Raw genomic sequence first — 26,053 nt, 5'->3', positions numbered from 1 at the left:
ATGTTCTCACAGGGCGCAATTCGTTGCGCCCTTTTATAACGCGATATGCGAGGCCGTCAAGGTATAATTATGGTCAGCACAAATACTCAGTCGTCAGGCGAATTCTTGTTAGAAATGAGTAATATTAACAAGTCTTTTCCCGGCGTTAAGGCTCTCGACAATGTTAATTTAAAAGTACGTCCTCACTCTATTCATGCGTTGATGGGGGAGAATGGTGCGGGTAAATCAACATTATTAAAATGCCTTTTTGGGATCTATCAAAAAGATTCTGGTAGCATTCTTTTTCAGGGGAAAGAGATCGACTTCCATTCCGCCAAGGAAGCACTGGAGAATGGTATTTCGATGGTTCACCAGGAATTAAACCTGGTGCTTCAGCGTTCTGTTATGGACAATATGTGGCTGGGTCGTTACCCAACCAAAGGCGTATTTGTCGATCAGGACAAAATGTATCGCGACACCAAAGCGATTTTTGATGAGCTGGATATTGATATTGACCCGCGCGCCCGCGTAGGCACCTTATCCGTTTCACAAATGCAGATGATTGAAATTGCCAAGGCATTCTCCTATAACGCGAAAATCGTGATTATGGATGAGCCAACGTCATCCCTGACGGAAAAAGAGGTGAACCACCTTTTCACCATTATCCGTAAGCTGAAAGAGCGTGGCTGTGGCATCGTCTATATCTCGCATAAAATGGAAGAGATCTTCCAGCTGTGCGATGAGATCACCATTCTGCGTGACGGCCAGTGGATCACCACTCAGCCTCTCGAAGGGCTGGATATGGACAAGATCATCGCCATGATGGTCGGCCGCTCCCTGAACCAGCGCTTCCCGGACAAAGAGAACAAGCCGGGCGAAGTGATTCTGGAAGTTCGCAATCTCACCTCTTTGCGTCAGCCCTCTATCCGCGATGTCTCCTTCGACCTGCATAAGGGCGAAATTCTGGGTATCGCAGGCCTGGTCGGTGCGAAACGTACCGATATCGTGGAAACCTTATTTGGTATCCGTGAAAAATCGGACGGCACCATTACGCTGCACGGTAAGCGCATTAATAACCATAACGCCAACGAAGCGATTAACCATGGCTTTGCCCTGGTGACCGAAGAGCGTCGTTCGACGGGGATTTATGCTTATCTGGATATTAACTTCAACTCGTTAATCTCCAATATTCGTAACTATAAAAATAAGATGGGCCTGCTGGATACTTCCCGCATGAAAAGCGATACCCAGTGGGTTATCGACTCGATGCGTGTAAAAACCCCAGGGCACCAGACACAAATCGGTTCACTTTCCGGCGGTAACCAGCAGAAGGTTATTATTGGTCGCTGGTTATTAACGCAGCCAGAAATTTTAATGCTTGATGAGCCGACGCGCGGTATTGACGTGGGTGCAAAATTTGAAATCTATCAGCTGATTGCTGAACTGGCTAAAAAGAATAAAGGGATCATTATTATTTCTTCCGAAATGCCGGAATTGTTAGGGATCACAGATCGTATTCTGGTTATGAGCAATGGTCTCGTTGCCGGAATTGTTGACACCAAAACGACAACGCAAAACGAAATTCTCCGTCTTGCGTCTTTGCACCTTTAAGATCAGGGGCTCCTCATGAGTGCGTTAAATAAAAAAAGTTTTCTCACTTATCTGAAAGAGGGCGGTATTTACGTCGTTCTTTTAGTATTACTGGCCATTATTATTTTCCAGGACCCTACGTTCTTAAGTTTGCTTAACTTGAGTAACATTTTGACCCAGTCCTCCGTGCGTATCATCATCGCGCTGGGCGTGGCGGGGCTGATTGTGACTCAGGGTACGGACCTGTCAGCAGGGCGCCAGGTAGGTCTGGCGGCGGTTGTGGCCGCCACGCTATTGCAGTCGATGGAAAACGCCAACAAGGTGTTCCCGGAGATGGCTACCATGCCAATTATTGTGGTGGTGCTGATTGTCTGTGTGGTGGGTGCCATCATCGGTCTGATCAACGGTATTATCATCGCCTATCTGAACGTGACGCCGTTTATCACCACGCTGGGTACGATGATTATCGTTTACGGTATCAACTCCCTGTACTACGACTTCGTGGGCGCATCCCCGATTTCCGGTTTCGACAGCGGCTTCTCGACCTTCGCGCAGGGCTTTGTGGCGCTGGGCAGTTTCCGCCTCTCCTACATCACCTTCTACGCGCTGATCGCCGTGGCCTTTGTCTGGGTGCTGTGGAACAAAACGCGCTTCGGTAAAAACATCTTCGCTATCGGCGGCAACCCGGAAGCAGCAAAAGTGTCCGGCGTTAACGTGGCCCTGAACCTGCTGATGATTTATGCCCTGTCCGGCGTGTTCTATGCCTTCGGCGGTTTGCTGGAAGCGGGTCGTATCGGCTCAGCGACGAACAACCTCGGCTTCATGTACGAACTGGATGCTATCGCAGCCTGCGTGGTAGGCGGCGTCTCCTTCAGCGGCGGTGTAGGTACGGTGGTGGGCGTGGTGACGGGTGTAATCATCTTTACCGTTATCAACTACGGATTGACCTATATCGGTGTGAACCCGTACTGGCAGTACATCATCAAAGGGGCGATTATCATCTTTGCGGTGGCGTTGGATTCCCTGAAATACGCGCGCAAGAAGTAATCTTGCCAAAACGAAAAACCCGCTCACGAGCGGGTTTTTTTATTTCTTCTCTTTCTTCTGCAATTCCAGCAGTTGGTCCGGAGTAACCGCCGGATAATCCTGCGCATCCTCAGGCACCTGATGCATCTCCGGAATTGGCACCAGCGGGCCTAAAAAGCGCGGTTCACGTTTGAAGAGATAGAGATCCGCCAGCGCGCCAAAGCGTGCGCCAAACTCACGCACACGAACGCTCCACATATCTTTCGGAGAAGGGACCGCGTAGCACTGCGCCTGAATCCCCATATGCAGGGCTATAAACAGCGCGCGCTCGCAGTGGAAGCGCTGGGTGATGATAATAAAATCGTTAGTATCAAAGACCTTACGCGTACGCACAATGGAGTCCAGGGTGCGGAATCCGGCATAGTCGAGAACGATATCCGCCGGATCGACGCCTGCGGCAATCAAATCTTTGCGCATGGTCATCGGCTCGTTATAGCTTTGCTGGGCGTTATCGCCGCTTAGCAGCAGGTAATTGACCTTACCGCTGTTATAGGCGTTCAGCGCCCCCTGAATGCGGTAGCGATAGTACTGATTAATCACGCCGGTACGATAATACTTGGCCGTCCCCAGCACCACACCCACCTGGCGATAAGGCAAATCCTGCAGATCGTCAAAAATATAGGGGGCGGTTTTCCAGCTCATCCAGCGGTCGAGGCCGAGCACAGTCAACAGCAGAATGCCGACCAGGACACACAGGCTGTAAAACACGCGCTTTAACATGAAGATGGCTCGTTCCGTGGAGGGAAATTTCACTCAGGCTACTTTACCCGCCTGGTAATCGCAAGAAACAGCGGTTTGATTGGGGGGAATTTCATCAGCAGGGCGGGCATTTCTGCCCGCACAGTTCAATTACGCCAGCAGCGTACGGTCGATACTGGTACAGCCGAGCGCCTTGAGGGTGGCGGCGGTGGCGTCCCACTGGATCAGCGGTGCATCGGCCTTTTCTGCCAGAATCGCACGCTGAATATCCGGGTAGTCGTACCCGTTGAGGCTAAGCAGGTTCAGGGCGCCTTGCAGCGGTGGCAGCGTCGGGTTGAATGCCGCGTTTTCGGCATAGCTGCCGCTGAAGATTTTGCCATCACGCAGCTCAAGCGCCACGCCGCTTGGCGACTTACTGTACGGCGTATGACTTTTGTTTGCCGCGGTAATGGCCGCTTGCGCCAGGTCATCGCCCGCTAACGCGTAGCCATGATCCTGGTCGTCCATCAGCAGAGTTTTGATATCCAGGTCTTTCGGACCAAAGGCATCCGGCAGGTAATCGCCCAGCGTATGCGGCTCACGGCCTGGCAGGTTGATGCGCAGTTGCAGACCGCTGTTCAGCTCATTCATAAACTGACGGCAGTGACCGCAAGGGGTGTAGTTCACGGTGATAGCCTGCAGCGCTTTCTCACCACGCAGCCAGGCATGGCTGATGGCGCTCTGTTCTGCATGGACGGTCTGTTGCATGGTCGCACCAAGGAACTCCATGTTCCCGCCGAAATACCAGGTCCCGCTCACGCCGCGCGCAATCGCGCCAACGTTAAAGTGGGAGAGATCGGCTCTGGCGCAGGCGGCAGCCAGCGGCAGTAGTGCGAAAGCCAGCGCGTCTTCGTCCAGTCCCGTAGCCTGTTTAAGCGTCGTGACCTGCTCCGCAGTCAGCAGGGCGGGGAAGTGCGTATCCGCCAGAACCGGAGCCAGGGCTGATTGCAAATTCTCTGCGAGCTGGGCAAAAGCAGTTTGAAAACGTGGGTGCATGGCAATGCCTCATAAAGGTTAATGGATCGGTAGTGTACGGAGCCAATAGCGCTTTATATGTGATCTACTTCTCATTATGTATGCAACTTATGAAAACAAAATGAAATTTGCGCGACGCATCGCAAATTTTAGCCCACTACCGCCAGAATAATCGGGAACAGGAACGGAGCGATCAGCGAGGTCATGATCCCGCAAATCACCAGCGCCAGCGAACTGAACGCGCCTTCCTGATAGTCCAGCTCCGCACAGCGAGCAGTGCCGAGGGCGTGGGAGGCCGTACCCATCGCCAGCCCGCGGGCGGCTTTGGTACGGATACGCATGACATTGAGCAACGTATGGCCAAACACCGCACCCAGGATCCCGACAAAAATCACGCACATGGCGCTAATGGCCGGGATACCACCGATGCTGCCGCCCACGGCCATCGCAATCGGCGTGGTCACAGATTTCGGCAGAATAGAGGCGGCGATTTGCGGCGACGCCCCCATCAGCAGCGCCACTGACGTCCCCGTTACCATGGCGACGACGCTACCAATCAGACAGATGGTAATGATCGATTTCCAGCGCGCGCGGATCTGATGCAGCTGCTCATAAAGCGGAAACGCCAGCGCCACGACGGCAGGCTGGAGCAGATCGTTTAAAATTTTGCTGCCCGCAAAATAGCGTTCGTAAGGAATGCCGGTGAGCAGCAGGAACGGAATAATCACTACCATCGCCACCAGCAGCGGGTTGAGAAGCGGCATCTTGAAACGCGCAGCAAGTTTACGTGCGGCGAAAAACACCACCAGTGTCAGTGGCAGCGACCACCAGATATTGGCCATCATTTTTTACTTCCTTTCTGCCCAACGACTTTGCGTTCGCCATGTACCAGATGCGAACTCCAGCTCACGACCAGGAACACGACCAGCGTACTCACCGCGCAGGAGACCAGAATCGGGCCGTACTGGGCTTTAAGCAGATCGTAATATTGCATCACGCCCACGCCTATCGGCACAAACAGCAGCGCCATATAGCGGATCAGCACGAAGCAGCCAGGGTTGACCCACTTCGCGGGCAGAATTTGCAGCGCCAGCAGCAGAAAAAGAATCAGCATGCCGATAATGCTGCCGGGAATGGTGATCGGTAGCAGGGACGAAATGAAAATCCCGGCATACAGGCAGGCATAGATCAGAATAAAAGCACGCAGGTACTGCCAGAGGGTATTCAGAGTTTTGATCATGGTGAAAGTCCTTGATGGAACGCATTCATCATACAATTAAACATAGAAACGTGCTACGGATCACATCATGATTTTTGAGCATACCAGACATTCCTTTTTGGAACGTTAGGCAATTCCCCAGCATTCACAGCAAAAGCCATACAAAACAGTGTAGTTGCGGTGACTATTTTTGAAGCAGTGATATGATAAAAGCCATTCCCGCGATCAGGAGATTCTAATGTCAGAATTCATTTTTTTCCGGAAAGGGACACAGATTTTCGCCGTGGAGAAGGGCAATGCGGAGGGCTCGTCGCACCTGGAAGCGCAGGGCTATGAGCAGGAGTTTGAAGAGATCACGGCGCCCGATGCCCAAAGTGCGCTGGCGCGTTACAACGATATCAAAAAAGAAGATGAGCTGAACGTCTACGCCTTCGCGCTGGGCCCGACGTTCACACTGCTCATCGTGGTCGTTCTGACGGCGGTGGCCTACGTCGTGATGAAATAGACGCGCGTTAAGCCCTTTGCACCTTTATAGAGAGCGGCTACTATAGCGGGTCTTTTTTCACAGGGTTTTAGAATGCGTGTTTTACTGGCGCCGATGGAAGGCGTGCTCGACTCTTTAGTGCGCGAGCTGCTGACTGAGGTAAATGATTACGATCTCTGCGTCACCGAGTTTTTGCGGGTGGTCGATATGCTGTTGCCAGTAAAGTCGTTTTATCGACTCTGCCCGGAGCTGCATCGTCAGAGCCGGACCACCTCCGGTACGTTGGTGCGCATCCAGCTGCTGGGGCAATACCCGGAGTGGCTGGCGGAGAACGCGGCCCGTGCGGTTGAACTAGGGTCATACGGTGTCGATCTCAACTGCGGCTGTCCGTCGAAAATGGTCAACGGCAGCGGCGGTGGCGCAACGTTGCTAAAAGATCCTGAGCTGATCTATCGCGGCGCGAAAGCGATGCGTGAGGCGGTGCCTGCCCATCTCCCGGTGACGGTAAAAGTGCGTCTGGGCTGGGACAGTCACGACCGCCAGTTTGAGATTGCCGATGCGGTGCAGCAGGCCGGGGCGACGGAGCTGGTGGTTCACGGGCGCACCAAAGACGACGGCTATAAAGCGGATCGCATCAACTGGCAGGCGATTGGGGAGATCCGCAAACGTCTGTCGATTCCGGTGATCGCGAATGGCGAAATCTGGGACTACGAAAGTGCGCAGGCGTGTATAAAAGAGACGGGCTGCGATTCGGTGATGATCGGACGCGGGGCGCTGAACGTGCCTAACCTGAGCCGGGTGGTGAAGTACAACGAGCCGCGTATGAGGTGGCCGGATGTGGTCACGCTGCTGCAAAAATATTCGCGTCTGGAAAAGCAGGGCGACACCGGGTTATACCACGTGGCACGTATCAAACAGTGGCTGAGCTATTTACGCAAAGAATATGACGAAGCGCTGGGGTTATTTCAGGAAATTCGGACTCTGCAGACATCAGCTGATATTGCGCGGGTCATTCAGGCCAAATAATAGCGTCGGGATCGTCGCGTTACTGCCCTCGCAGGCTTTCATAGGGCATAAAAATTTCACTAAAGGCGATGTGCGCTACGTTTAGCGATATGTTCCGCTGGCGCAGGAGAGCGGGGTGGCGGAACTGAAAACCGCCTCAATAACGATCTGTATCACGTTTTTACGCGTAGTACATTGAGGCTGCGATTGAAACTGATAGAGTGCGAAAACTGGATTGTTACTGCTGCGGCAGGCAAAACCTGATTTTCTGGCATCCGCCGGAGGTCAGGTTTTTTTGTTTCTGGGGTTCTATGAAAATCGCCAAAATTCTCAATAATAATGTGGTGGTTGTTCTGGATGAGCACATGCGCGAACAGGTCGTTATGGGGCGCGGGCTGGCCTTCCAGAAACGCATCGGTGACGATCTTGACGCTGAGAAAGTCGAAAAGGTTTTCGCACTGCAAAGCGATGAGCTGGCGCGTCGACTGGGGGAATTACTTAGTCAGATCCCGCTTGAGGTAATGACCACCTGCGACCGCATTATTGGGCTGGCGGCGCAGCGGCTGGGGAAATTGCAGGACAGTCTCTACATCACGTTGACCGACCACTGCCATTTTGCCATCGAGCGGCAAAAGAAAGGCCTGGCAATTAAAAACGTGCTGTTGTGGGAGATCAAACGTCTGTACCCGAAGGAGTTTGAGCTGGGGCAGGAAGCAAGGGCGATTATCGCCAGCAGGCTGGGGGTGGAGCTTGCCGAAGATGAGGCGGGGTTTATCGCGCTTCACCTGGTCACGGCGCAACTGAACAGCGAAATGCCCGAAGTGATGCACGTCACCCGCGTTATGCAGGAGATCCTGCAGCTGGTGAAGTATCAGCTTCAGCTGGAATATGACGAAGAGTCGCTCAGCTATCAGCGCTTTGTCACCCACCTGAAGTTCTTTGCTCAACGGATGCTGACCCGCACCGTGGTGGAAGATGACGATGTGACGTTGCATACGGCGGTAAAAGATAACTACGCGAAAGCCTGGATTTGCGCCGAGAAAATTGCGCAGTATCTGCAGAAAAGTTATCAGCGCGAGCTGACGACGGAAGAAATTATGTTTCTCACCATTCATATTGAGCGAGTGAGAAAAGAGGGGCGTTAAGTCCTTAAATCTGGATTGTTACTGCATAACGCAGGCAAAACCTGAGCGCGGCATCTGAAGAGATGCCGTTCTCGGGTTTTTTTTATTTTTAAACTCAGTCACCAGATGCCTGCGGGCATCGAAGAAAGGAAATCGAGATGGAATATCAAGCTTTGGCGAAGGATATTCTCGGCCACGTAGGGGGCAAAGAGAACATCATCAGTCTGGTCCATTGTGCCACCCGGCTTCGCTTCAAACTGAAAGAAAATCAAAAAGCGGATGCCGAAGGGCTGAAGAAAAATCCGGGCGTGATCATGGTCGTCGAAAGCGGCGGGCAGTTTCAGGTGGTGATTGGAAACCATGTGAATGATGTCTGGAAAGCGGTGCGGGCTGAAGCCGGTTTGTATGACGATACGCCAGTGGCAGCAGACGAGAACGGAGACAAGAGTCATCTTCTCGGGCGCTTGATTGACGTGGTCTCCGGCATTTTTACGCCGTTTATTGGCATCCTGGCGGCATCCGGTATTTTGAAAGGATTGCTGGCGCTGGCCGTGGTTTGCGGGTGGCTCAGTCCCGACAGCGGAACCTACAAAATCTGGTTCGCGGCAAGTGATGCCTTATTCTTCTTCTTTCCGCTGGTGCTGGGCTACACGGCCGGGAAGAAATTTGGCGGCAATCCGTTTATCACCATGGTCATCGGTGGCGCGCTGACCCATCCGATGATGATTCAGGCGTTTGAGGCCAGCCAACAAGCCGGGGCCGTAGCGGACGCGTTTCTCGGTATTCCGGTCACCTGGTTCAACTACAGCGCATCGGTTATTCCGATTATTCTCGCGGCGTGGGTCAGCTGCTGGCTGGAAAAAAAGAGCGGCAAACTGTTGCCGTCGTCGATGAAAAACTTCTTTTCACCGCTGATCTGTTTAGCGGTCACCGTCCCGCTGACCTTCCTGGTGATTGGGCCGGTAGCCACCTGGCTGAGCCAGCTGCTGGCTAACGGATATCAGGTGATTTATGTCCTGGCCCCGTGGCTAGCGGGCGCTGCGATGGGCGCGCTGTGGCAGGTGTGCGTGATCTTCGGCCTGCACTGGGGGCTGGTGCCGCTGATGATCAATAACCTGGCGGTACTGGGGCATGACTCAATGCTGCCGATGCTGCTGCCTGCGGTGATGGGGCAGGTGGGTGCCGCGCTGGGGGTCTTCCTGCGCACGCGCGATGCGCGTCTGAAAATGCTGGCTGGCTCATCGGTAACGGCGGGGATTTTTGGCATCACCGAGCCTGCGGTGTATGGCGTGAACTTGCCGCTGCGTCGTCCGTTCATCTTTGGCTGCGTGGCCGGGTCGATTGGCGGGGCCATCGTGGGCCTGAGCCAGGCCTACGTTTACTCCTTCGGGTTCGCCAATATCTTTACCATTGCGCAGATGATCCCGCCGGGCGGCATTGATGCTTCGCTGTGGGGGGGCATTATCGGAACCGTAGTTGCACTGATGTTGAGTTGCGTGCTGACGCTGGTTGCAGGGATGCCGGGGCGCGCAGTTGAGACGACGCCGGTCACGGTCACCACAGGCGAAGACGAGGTACTTTCGCCAATGAGCGGAACGGTTCTGGCCCTGAGTCAGGTGCCAGATGCCACCTTCGCGAGCGGTCTTCTCGGTCACGGCGCGGCCATTATCCCGTCCGACAACCACGTTTTCGCCCCGTTTGCGGGTGAGGTTGCCTCGCTATTCCAGACCAAACACGCGATAGGCCTGCTAAGCGACAGCGGCATTGAAGTGCTGATCCACGTCGGTATCGACACCGTCAAGCTCGACGGCAAGCATTTCACCGCTCACGTGAACGTGGGCGATAAAGTGAAGCCTGGCGATCTGCTGCTTGAATTCGACAGACAGGCCATTCTTGACGCCGGATACGATCTGGCCACCCCGATTATTATCAGTAACAGCGACAGTTATACAGAGGTGATCACCGTGGCGGCCAGCGCCGTCAACGCCGGTTCGCCGCTGCTGACCGTCAGCCATCAATAACAGGAGAACGTGATGAAAACTTTCCCGGATACATTTTTATGGGGCGGCGCGGTTGCTGCCAACCAGGTAGAAGGCGCTTACCTTGAAGATGGCAAAGGCCTGTCAACGTCGGACGTCCAGCCGAAAGGGGTATTTGGCCCGGTGGTAGAGCGCGTACCGGGCGACAGCGGAATTAAGGATGTGGCGATCGATTTTTATCATCGCTACCCGGACGATATTAAGCTGTTTGCTGAAATGGGATTTAGCTGCCTGCGCGTCTCTATCGCCTGGACGCGTATTTTCCCGAACGGGGATGAGCAGCAGCCGAATGAAGCGGGTCTGGCGTTTTACGACAAACTCTTTGACGAGCTGGCCGCGCACAATATCACTCCACTGGTAACGCTGTCGCACTATGAGATGCCGTGGGGCCTGGTGAAACAGTATGGTGGCTGGGGCAGCCGTCAGGTGATTGGCTTCTTCGAGCGGTATGCGCGCACGGTGTTTACCCGCTACAAAGAGAAAGTGAAGCTGTGGCTGACATTTAACGAAATCAATATGTCCCTGCATGCGCCAATGACGGGCGTCGGCCTGCCGGAAACCAGCAGTAAAGCGGAAGTGTACCAGGCAATCCATCATCAGCTGGTGGCCAGCGCATTGGCGGTTAACGCCTGTCATGAGATTGTCCCGGAAGGCAAAATTGGCAATATGCTGCTGGGAGGGCTGGTCTATCCGCTCACCTGTAAGCCGGACGATGTGCTGGAAGCGTTGCAGGAGAACCGTGCATGGCAGTTCTTCGGTGATGTGCAGTGCCGTGGCGCTTATCCGGGCTACATGTTGCGTTTCTTCCGTGATAACGGTATCCAGCTTGACGTAACCGATGCCGATCGCGAGGCGCTGAAATCGACCGTAGATTTTATCTCCTTCAGCTATTACATGACCGGTTGTGTGACCACGGATGAAGAGTTAAACCAGCAGGCGCGCGGCAACATTTTAAGCATGGTGCCAAACCCGCATCTCGCAAGCTCTGAGTGGGGCTGGCAGATTGACCCGGTCGGCCTGCGTACTCTGCTGAATGTGCTGTGGGATCGCTATCAGAAGCCGCTGTTTATTGTCGAAAATGGTCTGGGCGCGAAAGATAAACCCGATGCCGACGGTGTCGTGCAGGATGACTACCGTATTGCCTATCTCAACGATCATCTGGTGCAGGTGCGTGAGGCAATGGAAGACGGTGTCGAGGTGATGGGTTACACCAGTTGGGGACCTATCGATCTGGTGAGCGCGTCGAAAGCTGAGTTGTCCAAACGCTACGGCTTTATTTACGTTGATCGCGACGACAGCGGTAATGGCACGCTGGCCCGCAGCCGTAAGAAAAGTTTCTACTGGTACAAAGAGGTCATTTCGAGCAAAGGCGCTTCGCTAAAAGCATAATGGCACCACGCTTTGCCCGACCGGCAAAATCGGTCGGGCAAATCATCAGAAAATCATTTTAAATACGCCCGTCACCACCAGTAAACCAATTAAGAAAATAATCAAAATAACCCACAGTAATATTTTCATTCCCTTCTCCTTCAACTTTGCTATTGGGCTTATGTCTATTTAAGTGTAGCAGCCGCATCAAAGGCTTAATCAATAAGTGCTGTGAATGGGTGTAATTATCTAATTCGTAAGGGGAATATTTTTCTGAGTGTGTGAATGTATGACAAAGTAAGGGTTGCCACGCGTTACTAAAAAAAAGAGAAGCAGCAGGCGTAATTTGCCCCTTTCTTTTTTGCGTGAATGGCGTAATGAAACGTTCAATTATTTTCTCTTTTAGCTTACCTCTCTCTTTATTGCTGGTGGCCTGTGCGCCGGGCCACGACACGGCGGCGTCTCTGCATCAGCAGGCTCCCGTGGCGAAAATCAACACTCAGCTGGCCCACACCCAGTGGCCGAAAAATGAGTGGTGGAAAGAGTTCCACGACCCGGAGCTGAACGCCCTGATTGCCAAAGCGCTGGCCGATGCGCCGGATATGCAGATTGCCCACCAGCGTATCGCCCTCGCGGAAGCTCAGGCCAAAATGGCTGTGGCTGCGGGGGGTCCGCAGATTGATTTTTCGGCGGACGCCGAGCGGCAAAAAATGTCGGCAGAAGGGCTGATGGGACCGTTCGCCGAGACCGATCCTGCGGCGGGCACCACCGGGCCGTGGTATACCAATGGCACCTTCGGTCTGACGGCGGGATGGGATCTGGATCTATGGGGTAAAAACCGCTCACAGGTCGAGGCCCGGATCGGCAAGGTCAATGCGCAGAAAGCGGAGATGGAACAGACCCGCCAGCTTCTCGCCAGCAGCGTGGCGCGCCTGTACTGGGAGTGGCAAACGCAGGCCGAGATTGGTCATGTGCTGACGGACATCAAACAGGAACAAGAGTCGATTATTGCCGTCGATCGTGAACTCTACCAGCACGGCATTACCTCCTCCGTAGAAGGTGTCGTCACCGATATCAACGCCAGCAAAACGCAGGAGCAGAGGGCGGAAGTCAGTGGCAAAATGAAAGCCATTGAGGCGCGGTTGCAGGCGCTGACCAATACCACGTCAGTGACGCTCACACCGCACGCGCTGCCGAAAATCGACGCTTCGCTGCCCCCGACGCTAGGCTACGACCTGCTGGCCCGTCGTCCCGATCTTCAGGAGGCGCACTGGTACATTGAAGCGTCCATGAATGACGTGGATGCAGCGAAAGCCGCGTTTTATCCGGATGTTAATCTGATGGCTTTCCTGCAACAGGACGCCCTGCACTTAAGCGATCTGTTCCGCTCATCGGCCCAGCAGATGGGGGTCACTGCCGGACTGACGCTGCCGATCTTCGACAGCGGTCGACTCAATGCGAATCTCGACATCGCCCAGGCGCAGAGCAATCTGTCCGTCGCGAACTACAACAAAGCGGTGGTCGATGCAGTGAATCAGGTGGCGCGCACGGCCAGCGAAGTGGAGACGCTGATGAACAAAAATCAGCAACAGCAGCAGGTTGAAGCCGATACCGCACGGGTGGTGGCCCAGGCGCAGGCCCGTTTTCATGCGGGGATCATCGCCGGCTCACGCGTCAGCGAAGCGAAAATTCCGGCGTTGCAGGAGCACATCGCGAGCCTGACGCTTCAGGGGCAATATGTGGACGCCACCCTGCAACTGACCTCCGCCCTGGGCGGCGGGTATCACCACGGTTAACAGGACGTTATCTATACTTACCTTTTTGCGTCATGGCGGAGGTAGGTATGGCATCAGTTCAGCGTGTGGCCATTGTTACGGCATCAGATTCCGGAATCGGTAAAACAACGGCGCTACTTCTGGCTGAGCGCGGGTTTGATATTGGCGTGACCTGGCATTCGGATGAAGAGGGGGCACTCCAGACCTGTCGTGAAATAGAAGCCCTGGGGCGTCGCGCCGAGGCGATACAGCTGGATCTCAGCCACCTGCCCGAGGGGGCGAAAGCCATTGAGACGCTTATCGCCCGCTTTGGTCGGCTGGATGCGCTGGTCAACAACGCCGGCGCCATGGCCAAAGCCCCATTTCTTGATATGACGTTTGACGACTGGCGCGGGATTTTTACCGTGGATGTGGATGGCGCGTTTCTCTGCTCACAACTTGCCGCCCGGCAGATGGTGAAGCAGGGGCAGGGTGGGCGGATTGTGAATATTACCTCGGTGCATGAGCACACCCCGCTACCGGAGGCCAGCGCCTATACCGCCGCGAAACACGCGCTGGGTGGCCTGACAAAATCGATGGCCCTTGAGCTGGTGCAGCACAAAATCCTGGTCAATGCGGTTGCCCCTGGCGCTATCGCCACGCCGATGAACGGCATGGATGACAGCGAAGTCGAAGAAGGCTCCATGCCCGAGATCCCCCTTGGGCGGCCTGGGCAAACCCATGAGATCGCAAGCCTTGTCGCATGGCTGTGCGACACGGACGCCAGCTATACCACGGGGCAATCGTTTATTGTCGACGGCGGCTTTATGCTGGCGAATCCGCAGTTTAAACCGGCGGAGTAACGACGCTAGTCGCGATTATTTTCCCGATGCTTGCGCCACAGTCGCCAGATAATGACGCCTGCCACCACCAGCACCAGCCAGATCCAGTGCTTCAGATGCTGGTCGAGGTTGTGCAGCCAGGGGCCAATCACTTCGCCGCCCACATAGCCGAGCGAAGTGAATATCAGCGCCCAGGCGATGGCACCAATGATGTTTAGCGGCAGAAAGATTTTCGGCGGCAGGCGGCTGGCGCCAATCAACAGCGGGCCGATAATGCGAAAGCCGTACATAAACCGGGTACCGATCACAAACAGATAAGGGTGACGCTGAATCAGCCGCTGCGCGCGGTTGATTTTTTTCTGATGCCGGGCAAAACGTTTGAGCAGCGTGGGGCCAAAGCGCAATCCCAGCAGATAGAGCAACTGATCGCCAATCATCCCACCCAGCGCTACCGCGGCGACCACCAGCGGGAAACGAAGCAGCCCCTGATGTGCGGCCACCCCGCCTAGCAGGGTGATGGTTTCCCCTTCCGCCACGCTCCCTATCACCAGCGCCGCATATCCGTACTGTTCAATCAGACTGTTGATATCCATGAGTTCAGCGGTGTCTCCCTGTGTAAACCTTCCTTAAGCATACACCCTGTGAATCAATGGTGTGGCAACCAGGACGATTTCCCCGAAGCGGCAATTTTGCCGCTGGTCATAAAATAATCTAAAGCTGCATTATACTTACAGTATCGCCTTGCGGGCCGACAATGAGGGGGCTGTATGAACCATGTCTGGGGGCTGTTTTCCCATCCCGATCGTGAGATGCATGTCATCAGAAGCGAGAACGAAACGGTCGCGCATCACTACACGCACCATGTCCTGCTCATGGCTGCCGTACCGGTGATCTGCGCGTTTATTGGCACAACACAAATCGGCTGGAATTTTGGCGATGGCAACGTCGTGACGCTCTCATGGATGACGGGGCTGGCACTGGCGGTGGTCTTCTACGGTTTAATGCTGGCAGGCGTGGCGGTGATGGGGCGGGTGATCTATTGGATGGCGCGAAACTATCCTCAGCGTCCCTCGCTCACCCTGTGCATGGTTTTTGCCGGATACGTGGCAACACCGCTTTTCATGAGCGGCATCGTGGCGCTTTATCCGCTGGTCTGGCTGTGTGCGCTGGTGGGTACCATCGCGCTGTTTTACACCGGCTATCTGCTGTATGTGGGGATTCCGACCTTCCTCAACATTAACAAAGAAGAAGGCTTAAGTTTCTCCAGTTCAACCCTCGCCATTGGCGTGCTGGTGCTGGAGGCGCTGCTGGCGCTCACGGTGATCCTGTGGGGCTACGGCTATCGTCTCTTCTGAGGTAAATGCATTGCTGGCGTAAATGCCAGCAATGCAGCATCTGTTCACGATTCTCCACTGGCGACAACTCACCAGGGCAGCTATGATGCCTTTGCCAGCCTGTTTCGCTCGTTGTAACGGGAGGCGTACGTCATCACGTGCATGAATAATTATCAGAAGTCTCACCATGCTGAAATTCCGAGTTTCTTTACTTAGCCTTGCGCTGATCCTGGCTGTGCCCGTTGCCGCGCCAGCGATTGCCAAAACAACCGCAGTGACCACTGCCGCTCAGCCGGAAATCGCCTCCGGAAGCGCGATGATTGTCGATCTGAATACCAACAAGGTGATCTATTCCAGTCACCCGGATCTGGTGCGTCCGATCGCGTCGATTACCAAATTAATGACCGCGATGGTGGTGCTCGATGCACGACTGCCGCTGGATGAGAAACTGAAAGTCGATATCAGCCAGACGCCAGAGATGAAAGGGATATACTCCCGCGTGCGTCTGAACAGCGAAATCAGCCGTAAAAATATGCTGCTGCTGGCGCTGATGTCCTCGGAAAACCGTGCTGCCGCGAGCCTCGCGCACCACTATCCGGGCGGATACAACGCATTTATCCGGGCGATGAATGCCAAAGCCAAATCCCTGGGCATGACCAACACCCGTTTTGTCGAGCCAACCGGGCTGTCGATTCACAATGTCTCCACCGCACGCGACCTGACCCACCTGCTGATCGCCAGCAAACAGTACCCGCTGATCGGTCAGCTGAGTACCACGCGTGAAGAGATGGCGACCTTTGCGAATCCGGCGTACACCTTACCGTTCCGCAATACTAACCATCTGGTGTATCGCGAAAACTGGAATATCCAGCTGACGAAAACCGGCTTTACCAATGCGGCTGGTCACTGTCTGGTGATGCGTACCGTGTTTAACGGCAAACCGGTGGCGCTGGTGGTGATGGATGCGTTTGGCAAATACACTCACTTCGCTGATGCCAGCCGTTTGCGTACCTGGATTGAAACCGGAAAAGTGATGCCAGTTCCGGCGGCGGCGTTGAGCTATAAAAAGCAAAAAGCGGCGCAGATGGAAACCGCACAGAACGACTGAGCGCGTGGCAGGTGAATCCACGGTTTGCAGGCCGGGCAGGCGCAGTGCCGCCCGGCAAAACGTTTTGCCTCGCGAATTACTCCGGCAGCGTCCAGTCACCGTCGTTCAGGGGGCGTTGCATTATCAGCGTATCCCGCCAGTTTCCCTTCTTATAGCCCACGCTTCTTAACTGCCCGGCCACCTCGAATCCATGCTTTTTATGCAGCCGGATTGAACCGGCATTGTTATGCCCGTCGCCGACCACGGCAATCATCTGCCGCCACGGACCCTGTTCACAACGTTCAATCAGGGCATCCATCAGCGAGCTGCCAAAACCACGTCCGGTGGCGCTGGCATCCACATAGATCGACTCTTCAAGCGTATAGCGATAGGCAGGGCGCGCGCGATACAGCGCCGCATAGCAGTATCCCACCACCACGCCGCGATAGAGTGCCACCAGCCACGGCAAACCGTCGGCGGCAATCGCGCTCATGCGCTGGCGCATCTCTTCGATGGTGGGGGGAACTTCTTCAAACGATGCACGCCCGTTAAGCACATGCCAGGCGTAGATCGCGGCAATGGCATGTACGTCGTCAGGTTGGGCGTCGCGCACCTCGACTTCGGAAGCGGACAGGATATCAACGGCCGACATGATGGGCGGGCTCCTCAGGAAAAAAAAGCCGGAGAAGCGGTTCTCCGGCGGGGTGAGATTACTCTAGTACGATTATTACTGGCTTAACAATAATTTCAGTGTGGCTATAGTGTTTGATCAGAGGGTTGCGTCTCGTCGCGCTCTGTCTGTACCGCTTCTTTCCAGTATTTATGCTTCGTCGTCTTACCAATGCCGGGATTCATGCTGTTTGTTGGGTCATTCTCGCGATAAAAACGTTTAAGCGTTTCTGGCGCTTCATACAGGTGCCCGACATTATGTTCGGCCGGGTATTGTGCCCCGCGCGCGCGCAGCAGTTCGAGCATCTGCTCCTTCAGGGCATGCGCATCAACGCCTTTTTTGACGATGTAATCCTGGTGGAAAACGTGGCACATAAAGTGGCCGTAGTAGAGTTTATGCACCAGCTTACTGTCGATTTCTGGCGGCAGGTGTTCAAACCACTCCGTATCGTTACGACGCAGAGCGATATCCAGCGCCAGAATATCTTCCACTTCGTCGGCGTGAACCGCCTGATAGCGAATCGCGGCGCCCGCCGCGGCGAAGCGGTGCAAGAACGCCTTGTTGCCTTCTTCCGGCGTACAGGCAAAGAAATCGCCCTCGGCTGTTTTAAAGTATTCCGCCAGCCAGGTTTGCGCCTCGGCAATCCCGTCGCCCGACATTTTGAGCAGCAGGTGGTGTTCGTACTTATCGCGCCAGCTCTTCATGCGCGGCGGCAGGTGCGCCGGGAAAGCCGTGCCCAGCTTCTGCATAAAGCGATCGGTGAAGTGCGGTTTGAACAGGGACACTTTGCCGAGCATGGCGTCGGCGCGGCCTTTCATCGTAAAGAAGAACGGCATTTTGTCGGTGCCGAGCTTGTCGATCATCAGGAAGGTGTCTTTGCCGTAGCGCTCGGCGATATCGTAAATATCGCGATGCATGTACTCACCCGCGACCGGCAGATTTGTGAACTCGCCCAGAATATGACGACGGATCTCGGTCAGCACTTCCGGCTGGTTGGTGCCGATATAAAAGACCTGCTGATTTTTCTGCGCCGGGAAGGTGTCCAGACGTACGGCAAACACCGCGAGTTTGCCCGCGCAGCCGGAAGATTCAAACAGACGATCCGGATCGGCGTTGTAGCGCGCCGGGGTATCGGCTTCAATGTCGCGCACGCGTTCGACGTAATCGTGATCGTGGGCGTGACGGCCATCGTGCTGCACGTCAGCGTCGTTCACGCGCTCATCGTCGAGCTTGCTGAGGATCTGCTCCGGCGTGACACCCAGGTTGATCCCCAGATGATTCACCAGCTGTAATTTTCCGTTCTCATCAATGCGTGCAAACAGGGACATTTCCGTGTACGCCGGGCCGCGCTGCACCAGCGACCCGCCGGAGTTGTTGCAGATCCCGCCGATCACCGACGCGCCAATGCAGGAGGAGCCAATCACCGAGTGCGGCTCGCGACCCAGCGGCTTGAGCGCTTTTTCCAGCGAATAAAGGGTCGTGCCAGGATAGGCCAGCACCTGCTCACCTTTGTCCAGCAGATGCAGTTTATCGAGACGCAGGGTGCTGATAATGACGATATCCCGGTCGTAATCATTGCCGTTTGGCGTCGAGCCTTCCGTCAGGCCGGTATTGGCCGCCTGCATCAGAATGATTTTGTCGGCGTTGACGCAGGCGCTCAGTACACGCCACAGCTCCAGCAGCGTGCCGGGGAAGACTACCGCCAGCGCTTCACCCTGGCCGGAACGGAAGCCCTTGCGATAGCGGGCGGTTTTTTCCGGGTCCGTCAGCAGGTGTGAGTGACCGACCAGGCGAGACAGTTCGTTAATAAAAGTGTTGTTATTTTGTGTGCGAACAGAAGTCATCTTCCACTCCTTGTGGTGGGGCAAATTTCTCGCTGTAAAGCATAGCGCGATTAACTGTTAAGCGAACAAGTATTCATGAGAAAAATCAGAGAATAACCCTGCAAGGTTGAAAGGGTTTGTGGCACACTGCGCTTTTCGCACGGTCTGGCCGAGTTTTCCGGCGGTTGATGATGAGAGAGTACAACACATGAAATGGCTTTGTTCTGTAGCTGTCGCAGTAAGCCTGGCGCTGCAACCCGCGCTGGCTGAAGATCTGTTTGGCAACCACCCATTAACCCCGGAAGCCCGCGACGCCTTCGTCACGGACTTGCTCACCAAAATGACGGTCGATGAAAAAATCGGCCAGCTGCGTCTCATCAGCGTCGGGCCGGATAACCCGAAAGAGGCGATCCGCGAGATGATCAAGGAGAGCCAGGTCGGGGCGATTTTTAACACCGTCACCCGCGAAGATATCCGCAAAATGCAGGACCAGGTGATGCAGCTCAGCCGCCTGAAAATTCCGCTTTTCTTCGCCTACGACGTGGTCCACGGCCAGCGTACCGTCTTCCCGATTAGCCTCGGTTTAGCCTCTTCCTTTAACCTGGATGCGGTCAGAACCGTCGGGCGCATTTCGGCCTATGAAGCCGCCGACGACGGTCTGAACATGACCTGGGCGCCGATGGTCGACGTCTCGCGCGATCCGCGCTGGGGCCGTGCCTCAGAAGGCTTTGGTGAAGACACCTATTTAACTGCCACCCTCGGCAAAACCATGGTCGAAGCGATGCAGGGCAAAAGCCCGGCGGATCGCTACTCGGTGATGACCAGCGTCAAACACTTTGCCGCCTACGGCGCGGTAGAGGGCGGGAAAGAGTACAACACCGTCGACATGAGCTCGCAGCGCCTGTTCAACGACTATATGCCGCCGTACAAAGCCGGGCTGGACGCGGGCAGCGGCGCGGTGATGGTGGCCCTGAACTCCCTCAACGGCACCCCGGCGACCTCCGATTCCTGGCTGCTGAAAGAGGTATTGCGCGACCAGTGGGGCTTCAAAGGCATTACCGTGTCCGATCACGGCGCGATTAAAGAGCTGATCAAACACGGCACCGCCTCCGATCCGGAAGACGCCGTGCGCGTGGCGCTCAAAGCCGGTATCAACATGAGCATGAGCGACGAGTATTACAGCAAATACCTGCCTGACCTGGTGAAAACAGGCAAAGTGACCATGGCAGAGCTGGATGACGCCACCCGCCATGTGCTGAACGTGAAATATGACATGGGGCTGTTTAACGATCCGTACAGCCACTTAGGGCCGAAAGAGTCCGACCCGGCGGATACCAATGCCGAAAGCCGTCTGCATCGTAAAGAGGCCCGTGAAGTGGCGCGTGAAAGTCTCGTGCTGCTGAAAAACCGTCTCGAAACGCTGCCGCTGAAAAAATCCGGCACCCTCGCCGTGGTTGGCCCTCTGGCCGACAGCAAGCGTGACGTGATGGGCAGTTGGTCCGCTGCGGGCGTGGCCGATCAGTCCGTCACCGTGCTCACGGGCATCAAAAATGCGCTGGGCGAAAAGGGCAAAGTGATTTACGCCAAAGGTGCTAACGTCACTAACGACAACGATATCGTCACCTTCCTGAACCAGTACGAAGAGGCGGTGAAGGTTGATCCGCGTTCGGCGAAAGAGATGATCGACGAAGCGGTCAACGCGGCGAAACAGGCTGATGTGGTGGTGGCGGTCGTCGGTGAAGCGCAGGGTATGGCCCATGAAGCGTCGAGCCGTACCGATATCACCCTCCCGCAGAGCCAGCGCGATCTGATCAGCGCCCTGAAAGCGACGGGTAAACCGCTGGTGCTGGTGCTGATGAACGGCCGTCCGCTGGCGCTGGTGAAAGAGGATCAGCAGGCTGATGCGCTGCTCGAAACCTGGTTCGCCGGGACCGAGGGCGGTAACGCCATTGCCGATGTACTGTTTGGTGATTACAACCCGTCCGGCAAACTGCCGATGTCCTTCCCGCGCTCTGTCGGCCAAATTCCGGTTTACTACAGCCACCTGAATACCGGTCGCCCGTATAACGCCGATAAGCCGAACAAGTACACCTCGCGCTATTTCGATGAAGCTAACGGCCCGCTTTATCCGTTTGGTTATGGGCTGAGCTACACCACCTTCAAGGTTTCTGACGTGAAAATGTCTGCACCCACCCTGAAGCGTGACGGCAAAGTCACCGCCAGCGTGGAGGTGACCAACACCGGTAAACGCGACGGTGCCACGGTCATCCAGATGTACGTGCAGGATGTGACGGCCTCCATGAGCCGCCCGGTGAAACAGCTGCGCGGCTTCGAGAAGGTTGACCTGAAGCCGGGCGAGACCAAAACCGTGAGCTTCCCGATTGACGTCGATGCGCTGAAGTTCTGGAACCAGCAGATGAAATATGACGCGGAAGCGGGCAAGTTTAATGTCTTTATCGGCGTGGACTCTGCGCGAGTGAATAAAGGCGAGTTCGACCTGCTTTAACGACAAGAGACGAAACCCGCCGTTGTGCGGGTTTCGTGACGCATCCCGCAAGGTTTCGCGCCTTTCCTGCCTGATTGCTTTGATTCCCTCTTTTCTCGTCTCTTACTCGCCGTTAAATGTGACCTTTTTCACACTTCATTTTTATCCCGCAGATGAAATCGTGAGGACGATCAAAACTCACTCCCGCCACACCCGGCAGGCGTGACTCTCTTCACTCTTCGCGAAAAAGCCCGGTAAACACGCCACAAACACGCCGCAGAAAAGCCGTGTAATGCCTGTCACATCACAGCTGACAGGTAATCACATGAAGCTCTCATTAGAAAACATCTCCCTCGATCGAAGCGGGTCGACCCCCGTCACCACCGCGCTGCAGGAACTCATCGATACGCTTGCCGTGAACGGAGGAGGCACGCTGGTGGTCACGCCAGGCATCTACCTGACCGGAACGCTGGTGCTGCCGTCGAATTTCACCCTGCATCTGGAAGCGGGCGCGCGCCTGCTCGCCAGCCAGAATGTGGATGATTACCGCGCCGCAGAAACCCAAAGCACAGCCGAGCTGTCGCGCATGGCGCTCATTTACGCCCGCGATGCGCGCAACCTGATGCTCAGCGGTGCGGGCTGCATCGACGGCAACGCCACGGCCTGGTTTGCCGCAGAGATGGATGACCAGGGGTATCGTCAGCCGAAGCCCCAGCGCCCGCGCCTGCTGGTGCTGGAAGGGTGCGAACAGGTACGCCTGACGGATATCACCCTGTGCGACTCGCCGATGTGGACCGCGCATCTGGTGAGCTGCAACCATGTTTTCATCCGCAATATCACCATTGATAACGATCTGGCGCTGGCTAACACCGATGCGCTGGACATCGACAGCTGCCAGCATGTGCTCATCAGCGACAGCTACTTCAGCGCCGCCGACGATGGCATCTGTCTGAAGACCACGGTCAAAGCACCCGAACTCCAGCAGCCGATCGACAACGTCACGATCAGTAACTGCATCATTCGCTCCAAAAGCTGCGCAATCAAAGTCGGGACCGAAACCTTCGCCGACATCACCCATCTGGCGGTCAGCAACTGCGTGATTTTCGACTCCAACCGCGGCATCGGCCTGATCTCCCGCGACGGCGGCCATTTCAGCAAGATGAGCTTTAGCAACATTCTTTTCGACTGCCGCCACGGCCATCCGTGTCACTGGGGCAAAGCCGACCCGGTATTTATCTCCGTGCGCCATCGCGCGCCGGACATCACGCCGGGCACGATCAGCCAGATCACCTTCTCGGGCCTGAACGGGACGGGGGAGGGGGCGATAAATCTGCACAGCGAAACGCCCGGTGCGATCCGCGATATCACCTTCAACGGCCTGGCGTTCAGCCAGCTTGCCTCCCGTTCCGATGAACAGGGCTGTTACGACGTGCGCCCGCCGTGTAACCCAGAGCGCCCGACCGGAATGGGGCTGGACAATGCCTATCGTGTGAATACGCAAACCGGGCGCGCTCATGGCGTGGAGTTATATCCGCACGGGCTGCCGGCCCTTTACGCCTGCGGCGTCGAAGGGTTGCATCTGCATGCCATCACCATTACGCGCCCGTCGCCGCTGCCTGCGGGCTGGGATACTGAAAAAATCCGGAGTGCAAAATGATCAAAAAAGTGCGGGAAATAAAGCTGCGGAACTACGTGTGCTACGGGCTGGCGGATGTGATTGGCTCGGGGGCCTTTACCCTGGTCAGCGCCTGGCTGCTGTTTTTCTTAACCACCTTTTGCGGCCTGACGCCGATCCAGGCCGGGTCCCTGTTTGCGGTGGCGAGAATTGTCGATGTGATCATGTGTCCGGTGATCGGCTACGTTTCTGATAACTTCCATAAAACGCGCCTGGGGCGCCGCTTTGGCCGTCGCCGTTTCTTCCTGTTGGCCAGTATTCCGCTGGTGTCGGTCTACAGCCTGCTGTGGGTGGAAGGGTTCAACTACTGGATGTACCTGCTGTTCTACATCCTGTTTGAAATCGTCTACACCATGATCATTATTCCGTACGACACGCTCTCGGCCGAGATGACGTCGGATTTCAAAAAGCGCTCAAAACTGACCAGCGCCCGTATGTATATCGCCCAGCTCGCAGGCTTTGCGGCGGCGTTCCTGCCGGGACGTCTGGTGGCGTACTTCGGCCCGGACTCTTCCGACTCCTTCTTCTATACCGGGGCGATTTTCACCGTCTCCTTTATGATTGTGCTGTTCTTTGTCTATTTCGGCACCTGGGAGCGCTCGCTGGAAGAGATCCAGCAGAATGAGCACCACGACGAAGACGACGAAAAAGAGCCGTTCGCCACGCGCGCATACCATATCTATTACGATTTCGTCTCAACGTTAAAAATCAAAACCTTCCGCTCGCATCTGGGGATGTATCTCGGCGGCTCGGTGGCGCAGGACATTTTTAACTCGGTCTTTACCTACTTTGTGGTCTTCGCCCTGATGACCTCGTCTGTGATGGCCTCCAATCTGCTGGGCGTCGTAAACGGTCTGCAGTTCTTTGGCGTCGGGATTGCCACCTGGCTGACCCTGCGCTACTCCCCGTCGCGCGCCTTTGCGACCCAGGCCACGATGGCGATGGTGGCGTTTGCCCTGTTTGTGTCAGCGTACTTTAGCGGCACCGGCGGGATGACCCTGCTGTACGTCGGTGCGGCGGTCGCCGGGCTGGCGCGCGGCGGTATCTACGCTATTCCGTGGAATAACTACACCTTTGTTGCCGACGTGGATGAGATCCTCACCTGCCGTCGCCGGGAGGGGATTTTCGCGGGCTTTATGAGCCTGCTGCGTAAGGCGTCGCAGGCGCTGTCGATTTTCCTCGTCGGCGTGGCCCTGCAGATGTCCGGGTTTGTCTCCGGGCAAAACGCCCAGCCGCAATCGGCCATCAACATGATTTTAATCATCATGATTGTGCTGCCGGTCGCACTGACGCTGTGGGGGATCTGGTCGGCGTTCCAGTTTAAGGTCAACAGTCGTACCCACGCGATTCTGAACGAAGAAGTGGCGCGTCTGAAACAGGGCGGCAGCAAGGCGACCGTCAGCGCGGAAAACAAAGCGGTGATCGAAAGCCTCACCGGTATGCCGTACGACCACTGCTGGGGGGAAAACAGCGTCGGCTATCTGAATCGTAAACGCATGAATGTGCGCGCACTGCGAGACAAAATGGCATGACGGAGCAGAGCGTATTTATCCAGCAGGGCCTGTGGGCCAGGCTGGGATTGCCCCGTGAACTGTGCTGGGGCTTTGTCGGGATTTTCCTGTTTATCACCGGCGCCACCATCGAGCAAAGCTGGCTGGCGTCGATGCTTCAGCATCGCGGTTTTGATGCCATGCACATCAGCCTGCTGTCGTCGGTATTTGGGCTGTGTGTCGCGGCGGTATCGTGGTTTTCCGGAATAGGCGCGGGCGTACTTGGCCTGCGCCGCCTGATGTGGGCCGCGACGCTGTTCTACTTTATCGGCTCAATTCCCTTTATTGCTTACGCGCTGCCGCAGGGGAATTACCCTCTGATGGTGGCGAGCTACGCCCTGCGCGGCGTGGCGTATCCGCTGTTCGCCTATTCGTTTCTGGTGTGGATTAACCAGCGCTGCGAGCCGGCTATTCTCGGGCGCGCCGTCTCCTGGTTCTGGATTGCGTTTGGCGTGGGCATGACCATCGTCGGGCCGTGGTACTCAAGCCTGATGCTGCCCCTCATCGGCGAAACCTCGACGCTGCTGAGCGGGTTTATCTTTGTGGCACTCGGTACATTCTGCGCGCTGGTGCTCAACCGCGATCGCCCGCACGTGCAAAGCAATGGGCATCTCGGCGCAGCCTTTGCCGAAGGGATGATGGTGCTGGTGCGCGAGCCGAAAATGCGTCTGGCGGTGATCGTCAAAACCATCAACGATATCGGCAAGTTTTCGCTGGTGATCCTGATGCCGGTCTACCTGCCGCGTTTCGGATTTAGCATCGCCGAGTGGCTGACTATCTGGGGGCTGGTGAACGTGGTCAATATCTTTGCCAGCTACTTCTTCGGCTGGCTCGGCGATACCATCGGCTGGCGCAAGACCGTGGTCTGGTTCTCCGGCACCCTGTGCGGTTTGGCGATGCTGGCGGTGTGCTACGCGCCGGTACTGTTTGGTGACAGCCAAACGGCGCTGTTTCTGGCTCTGGCCCTGTACGCCATCGGGCTGGGTGCCTTTGGCCCGCTGAGCGCGCTGATCCCGTCCCTGCTGCCGGAGAACAAAGGCGCTGCCATCTCCTGCCTGAATCTTGGGTCGGGGCTGAGCAATTTTGCCGGTCCGCTTATCGTCACGCTCTGCATTTCGCCGTTTGGTGTGGAGGGGACGTTGTGGGTGATCGCGCTGCTCTATTTTGCCGCCAGCCTGCTGACCGTTCCGCTGAGGTTGCCGGAAGAAGGATGATTCCTCAATTTT

Annotated in this window: 23 protein-coding genes; 15 read left to right on the top strand and 8 right to left on the bottom strand. The window is 55.8% G+C overall.

What is annotated here, in order from left to right; genetic code table 11:
* Nucleotides 1-69: 69 nt before the first annotated feature.
* Together mglA and mglC are read left to right on the top strand one after the other, a co-directional pair.
* Nucleotides 70-1,590, top strand: coding sequence for a galactose/methyl galactoside ABC transporter ATP-binding protein MglA (gene mglA, locus ETG88_RS17980; RefSeq protein ID WP_100779525.1), 1,521 nt, complete (start codon nt 70-72; stop codon nt 1,588-1,590).
* Nucleotides 1,591-1,605: 15 nt separating this feature from the next.
* The gene (gene mglC / locus ETG88_RS17975) at nt 1,606-2,616 is read left to right on the top strand and encodes a galactose/methyl galactoside ABC transporter permease MglC (RefSeq protein WP_100779526.1); all 1,011 of its coding nucleotides are present in this window, start codon (nt 1,606-1,608) and stop codon (nt 2,614-2,616) included.
* Between the two features lie 39 nt (nt 2,617-2,655).
* Here mglC and sanA read toward each other — a convergent pair whose 3' ends face one another.
* From sanA to ETG88_RS17955, 4 genes are all read right to left on the bottom strand, one after another.
* On the bottom strand, nt 2,656-3,375 hold the full coding sequence (sanA, locus tag ETG88_RS17970) for an outer membrane permeability protein SanA (RefSeq protein WP_100779527.1): 720 nt from the start codon (nt 3,373-3,375) through the stop codon (nt 2,656-2,658).
* A gap of 129 nt (nt 3,376-3,504) precedes the next feature.
* Nucleotides 3,505-4,389, bottom strand: a complete 885-nt coding sequence (gene cdd / locus ETG88_RS17965; RefSeq protein WP_129036017.1) for a cytidine deaminase — start codon at nt 4,387-4,389, stop codon at nt 3,505-3,507.
* Nucleotides 4,390-4,517: 128 nt separating this feature from the next.
* Entirely contained in the window at nt 4,518-5,213 is a 696-nt protein-coding gene (locus ETG88_RS17960) for a CidB/LrgB family autolysis modulator (protein ID WP_100779529.1), read from the bottom strand.
* Nucleotides 5,210-5,608 carry a CidA/LrgA family protein gene (locus tag ETG88_RS17955; RefSeq protein ID WP_100779530.1) on the bottom strand — a complete coding sequence of 133 codons (399 nt, stop codon included), beginning with the start codon at nt 5,606-5,608 and terminating at the stop codon, nt 5,210-5,212. Before ETG88_RS17955 ends, ETG88_RS17960 begins: the two co-directional genes overlap by 4 nt.
* Nucleotides 5,609-5,825: 217 nt before the next feature.
* Here ETG88_RS17955 and ETG88_RS17950 point away from each other — a divergent pair, with 217 nt between their 5' ends.
* From ETG88_RS17950 to ETG88_RS17930, 5 genes are all read left to right on the top strand, one after another.
* Nucleotides 5,826-6,092 (top strand): hypothetical protein, encoded by a 267-nt coding sequence (locus ETG88_RS17950; RefSeq protein ID WP_100779531.1) that lies wholly within the window; start codon nt 5,826-5,828, stop codon nt 6,090-6,092.
* Between the two features lie 72 nt (nt 6,093-6,164).
* Nucleotides 6,165-7,097 carry a tRNA dihydrouridine(16) synthase DusC gene (gene dusC / locus ETG88_RS17945; protein WP_129036016.1) on the top strand — a complete coding sequence of 311 codons (933 nt, stop codon included), beginning with the start codon at nt 6,165-6,167 and terminating at the stop codon, nt 7,095-7,097.
* 290 nt (nt 7,098-7,387) lie between these two features.
* The gene (gene licT / locus ETG88_RS17940; protein WP_100779533.1) at nt 7,388-8,221 is read left to right on the top strand and encodes a BglG family transcription antiterminator LicT; all 834 of its coding nucleotides are present in this window, start codon (nt 7,388-7,390) and stop codon (nt 8,219-8,221) included.
* Nucleotides 8,222-8,358: 137 nt separating this feature from the next.
* On the top strand, nt 8,359-10,221 hold the full coding sequence (bglF, locus tag ETG88_RS17935; protein WP_129036015.1) for a PTS beta-glucoside transporter subunit IIABC: 1,863 nt from the start codon (nt 8,359-8,361) through the stop codon (nt 10,219-10,221).
* A gap of 12 nt (nt 10,222-10,233) precedes the next feature.
* Nucleotides 10,234-11,628 (top strand): glycoside hydrolase family 1 protein, encoded by a 1,395-nt coding sequence (locus tag ETG88_RS17930; protein ID WP_129036014.1) that lies wholly within the window; start codon nt 10,234-10,236, stop codon nt 11,626-11,628.
* 45 nt (nt 11,629-11,673) lie between these two features.
* Here ETG88_RS17930 and yohP read toward each other — a convergent pair whose 3' ends face one another.
* The gene (gene yohP, locus ETG88_RS22705; RefSeq protein WP_015572324.1) at nt 11,674-11,757 is read right to left on the bottom strand and encodes a small membrane protein YohP; all 84 of its coding nucleotides are present in this window, start codon (nt 11,755-11,757) and stop codon (nt 11,674-11,676) included.
* A 227-nt stretch (nt 11,758-11,984) separates the two neighbouring features.
* Between yohP and mdtQ the strand changes: the two genes are divergently transcribed.
* Both mdtQ and ETG88_RS17915 read left to right on the top strand, forming a co-directional pair.
* Nucleotides 11,985-13,403, top strand: coding sequence for a multidrug resistance outer membrane protein MdtQ (mdtQ, locus tag ETG88_RS17920; RefSeq protein ID WP_129036013.1), 1,419 nt, complete (start codon nt 11,985-11,987; stop codon nt 13,401-13,403).
* 47 nt (nt 13,404-13,450) lie between these two features.
* Nucleotides 13,451-14,224 carry an SDR family oxidoreductase gene (locus ETG88_RS17915; RefSeq protein ID WP_100779537.1) on the top strand — a complete coding sequence of 258 codons (774 nt, stop codon included), beginning with the start codon at nt 13,451-13,453 and terminating at the stop codon, nt 14,222-14,224.
* Nucleotides 14,225-14,229: 5 nt separating this feature from the next.
* Here ETG88_RS17915 and ETG88_RS17910 read toward each other — a convergent pair whose 3' ends face one another.
* Nucleotides 14,230-14,796, bottom strand: a complete 567-nt coding sequence (locus ETG88_RS17910) for a DedA family protein (RefSeq protein WP_123427303.1) — start codon at nt 14,794-14,796, stop codon at nt 14,230-14,232.
* Between the two features lie 174 nt (nt 14,797-14,970).
* Here ETG88_RS17910 and ETG88_RS17905 point away from each other — a divergent pair, with 174 nt between their 5' ends.
* The gene (locus ETG88_RS17905; RefSeq protein ID WP_100779539.1) at nt 14,971-15,558 is read left to right on the top strand and encodes a Yip1 family protein; all 588 of its coding nucleotides are present in this window, start codon (nt 14,971-14,973) and stop codon (nt 15,556-15,558) included.
* A gap of 166 nt (nt 15,559-15,724) precedes the next feature.
* Complete coding sequence (gene pbpG / locus ETG88_RS17900; protein WP_100779540.1) at nt 15,725-16,645, top strand: D-alanyl-D-alanine endopeptidase; 921 nt, start codon at nt 15,725-15,727, stop codon at nt 16,643-16,645.
* Nucleotides 16,646-16,721: 76 nt separating this feature from the next.
* Here the strand turns inward: pbpG and ETG88_RS17895 are convergent, their stop codons facing one another.
* On the bottom strand, nt 16,722-17,276 hold the full coding sequence (locus tag ETG88_RS17895) for a GNAT family N-acetyltransferase (protein WP_129036012.1): 555 nt from the start codon (nt 17,274-17,276) through the stop codon (nt 16,722-16,724).
* A 104-nt stretch (nt 17,277-17,380) separates the two neighbouring features.
* Complete coding sequence (gene dld, locus ETG88_RS17890) at nt 17,381-19,138, bottom strand: D-lactate dehydrogenase (protein ID WP_100779542.1); 1,758 nt, start codon at nt 19,136-19,138, stop codon at nt 17,381-17,383.
* Nucleotides 19,139-19,325: 187 nt separating this feature from the next.
* Between dld and bglX the strand changes: the two genes are divergently transcribed.
* The 4 genes from bglX to ETG88_RS17870 all read left to right on the top strand — a co-directional run bounded on the left by bglX (nt 19,326) and on the right by ETG88_RS17870 (nt 26,041).
* Nucleotides 19,326-21,623 carry a beta-glucosidase BglX gene (gene bglX, locus ETG88_RS17885; RefSeq protein ID WP_129036011.1) on the top strand — a complete coding sequence of 766 codons (2,298 nt, stop codon included), beginning with the start codon at nt 19,326-19,328 and terminating at the stop codon, nt 21,621-21,623.
* A gap of 304 nt (nt 21,624-21,927) precedes the next feature.
* Nucleotides 21,928-23,259, top strand: a complete 1,332-nt coding sequence (locus ETG88_RS17880; protein WP_129036010.1) for a glycoside hydrolase family 28 protein — start codon at nt 21,928-21,930, stop codon at nt 23,257-23,259.
* Entirely contained in the window at nt 23,256-24,809 is a 1,554-nt protein-coding gene (locus ETG88_RS17875) for an MFS transporter (RefSeq protein WP_129036009.1), read from the top strand. The genes ETG88_RS17880 and ETG88_RS17875 overlap by 4 nt, the downstream gene beginning before the upstream one ends.
* A complete protein-coding gene (locus ETG88_RS17870; RefSeq protein WP_129036008.1) occupies nt 24,806-26,041 on the top strand; it encodes an MFS transporter in 1,236 nt (411 codons plus the stop codon). Before ETG88_RS17875 ends, ETG88_RS17870 begins: the two co-directional genes overlap by 4 nt.
* Nucleotides 26,042-26,053: the final 12 nt, after the last annotated feature.

It is taken from the genome of Lelliottia nimipressuralis, from assembly GCF_004115925.1.
Classification (GTDB): domain Bacteria; phylum Pseudomonadota; class Gammaproteobacteria; order Enterobacterales; family Enterobacteriaceae; genus Enterobacter; species Enterobacter nimipressuralis.
The sequence above is the reverse complement of the archived record's forward strand: the minus strand, read 5'-3'. Positions and strand labels throughout refer to the sequence as shown.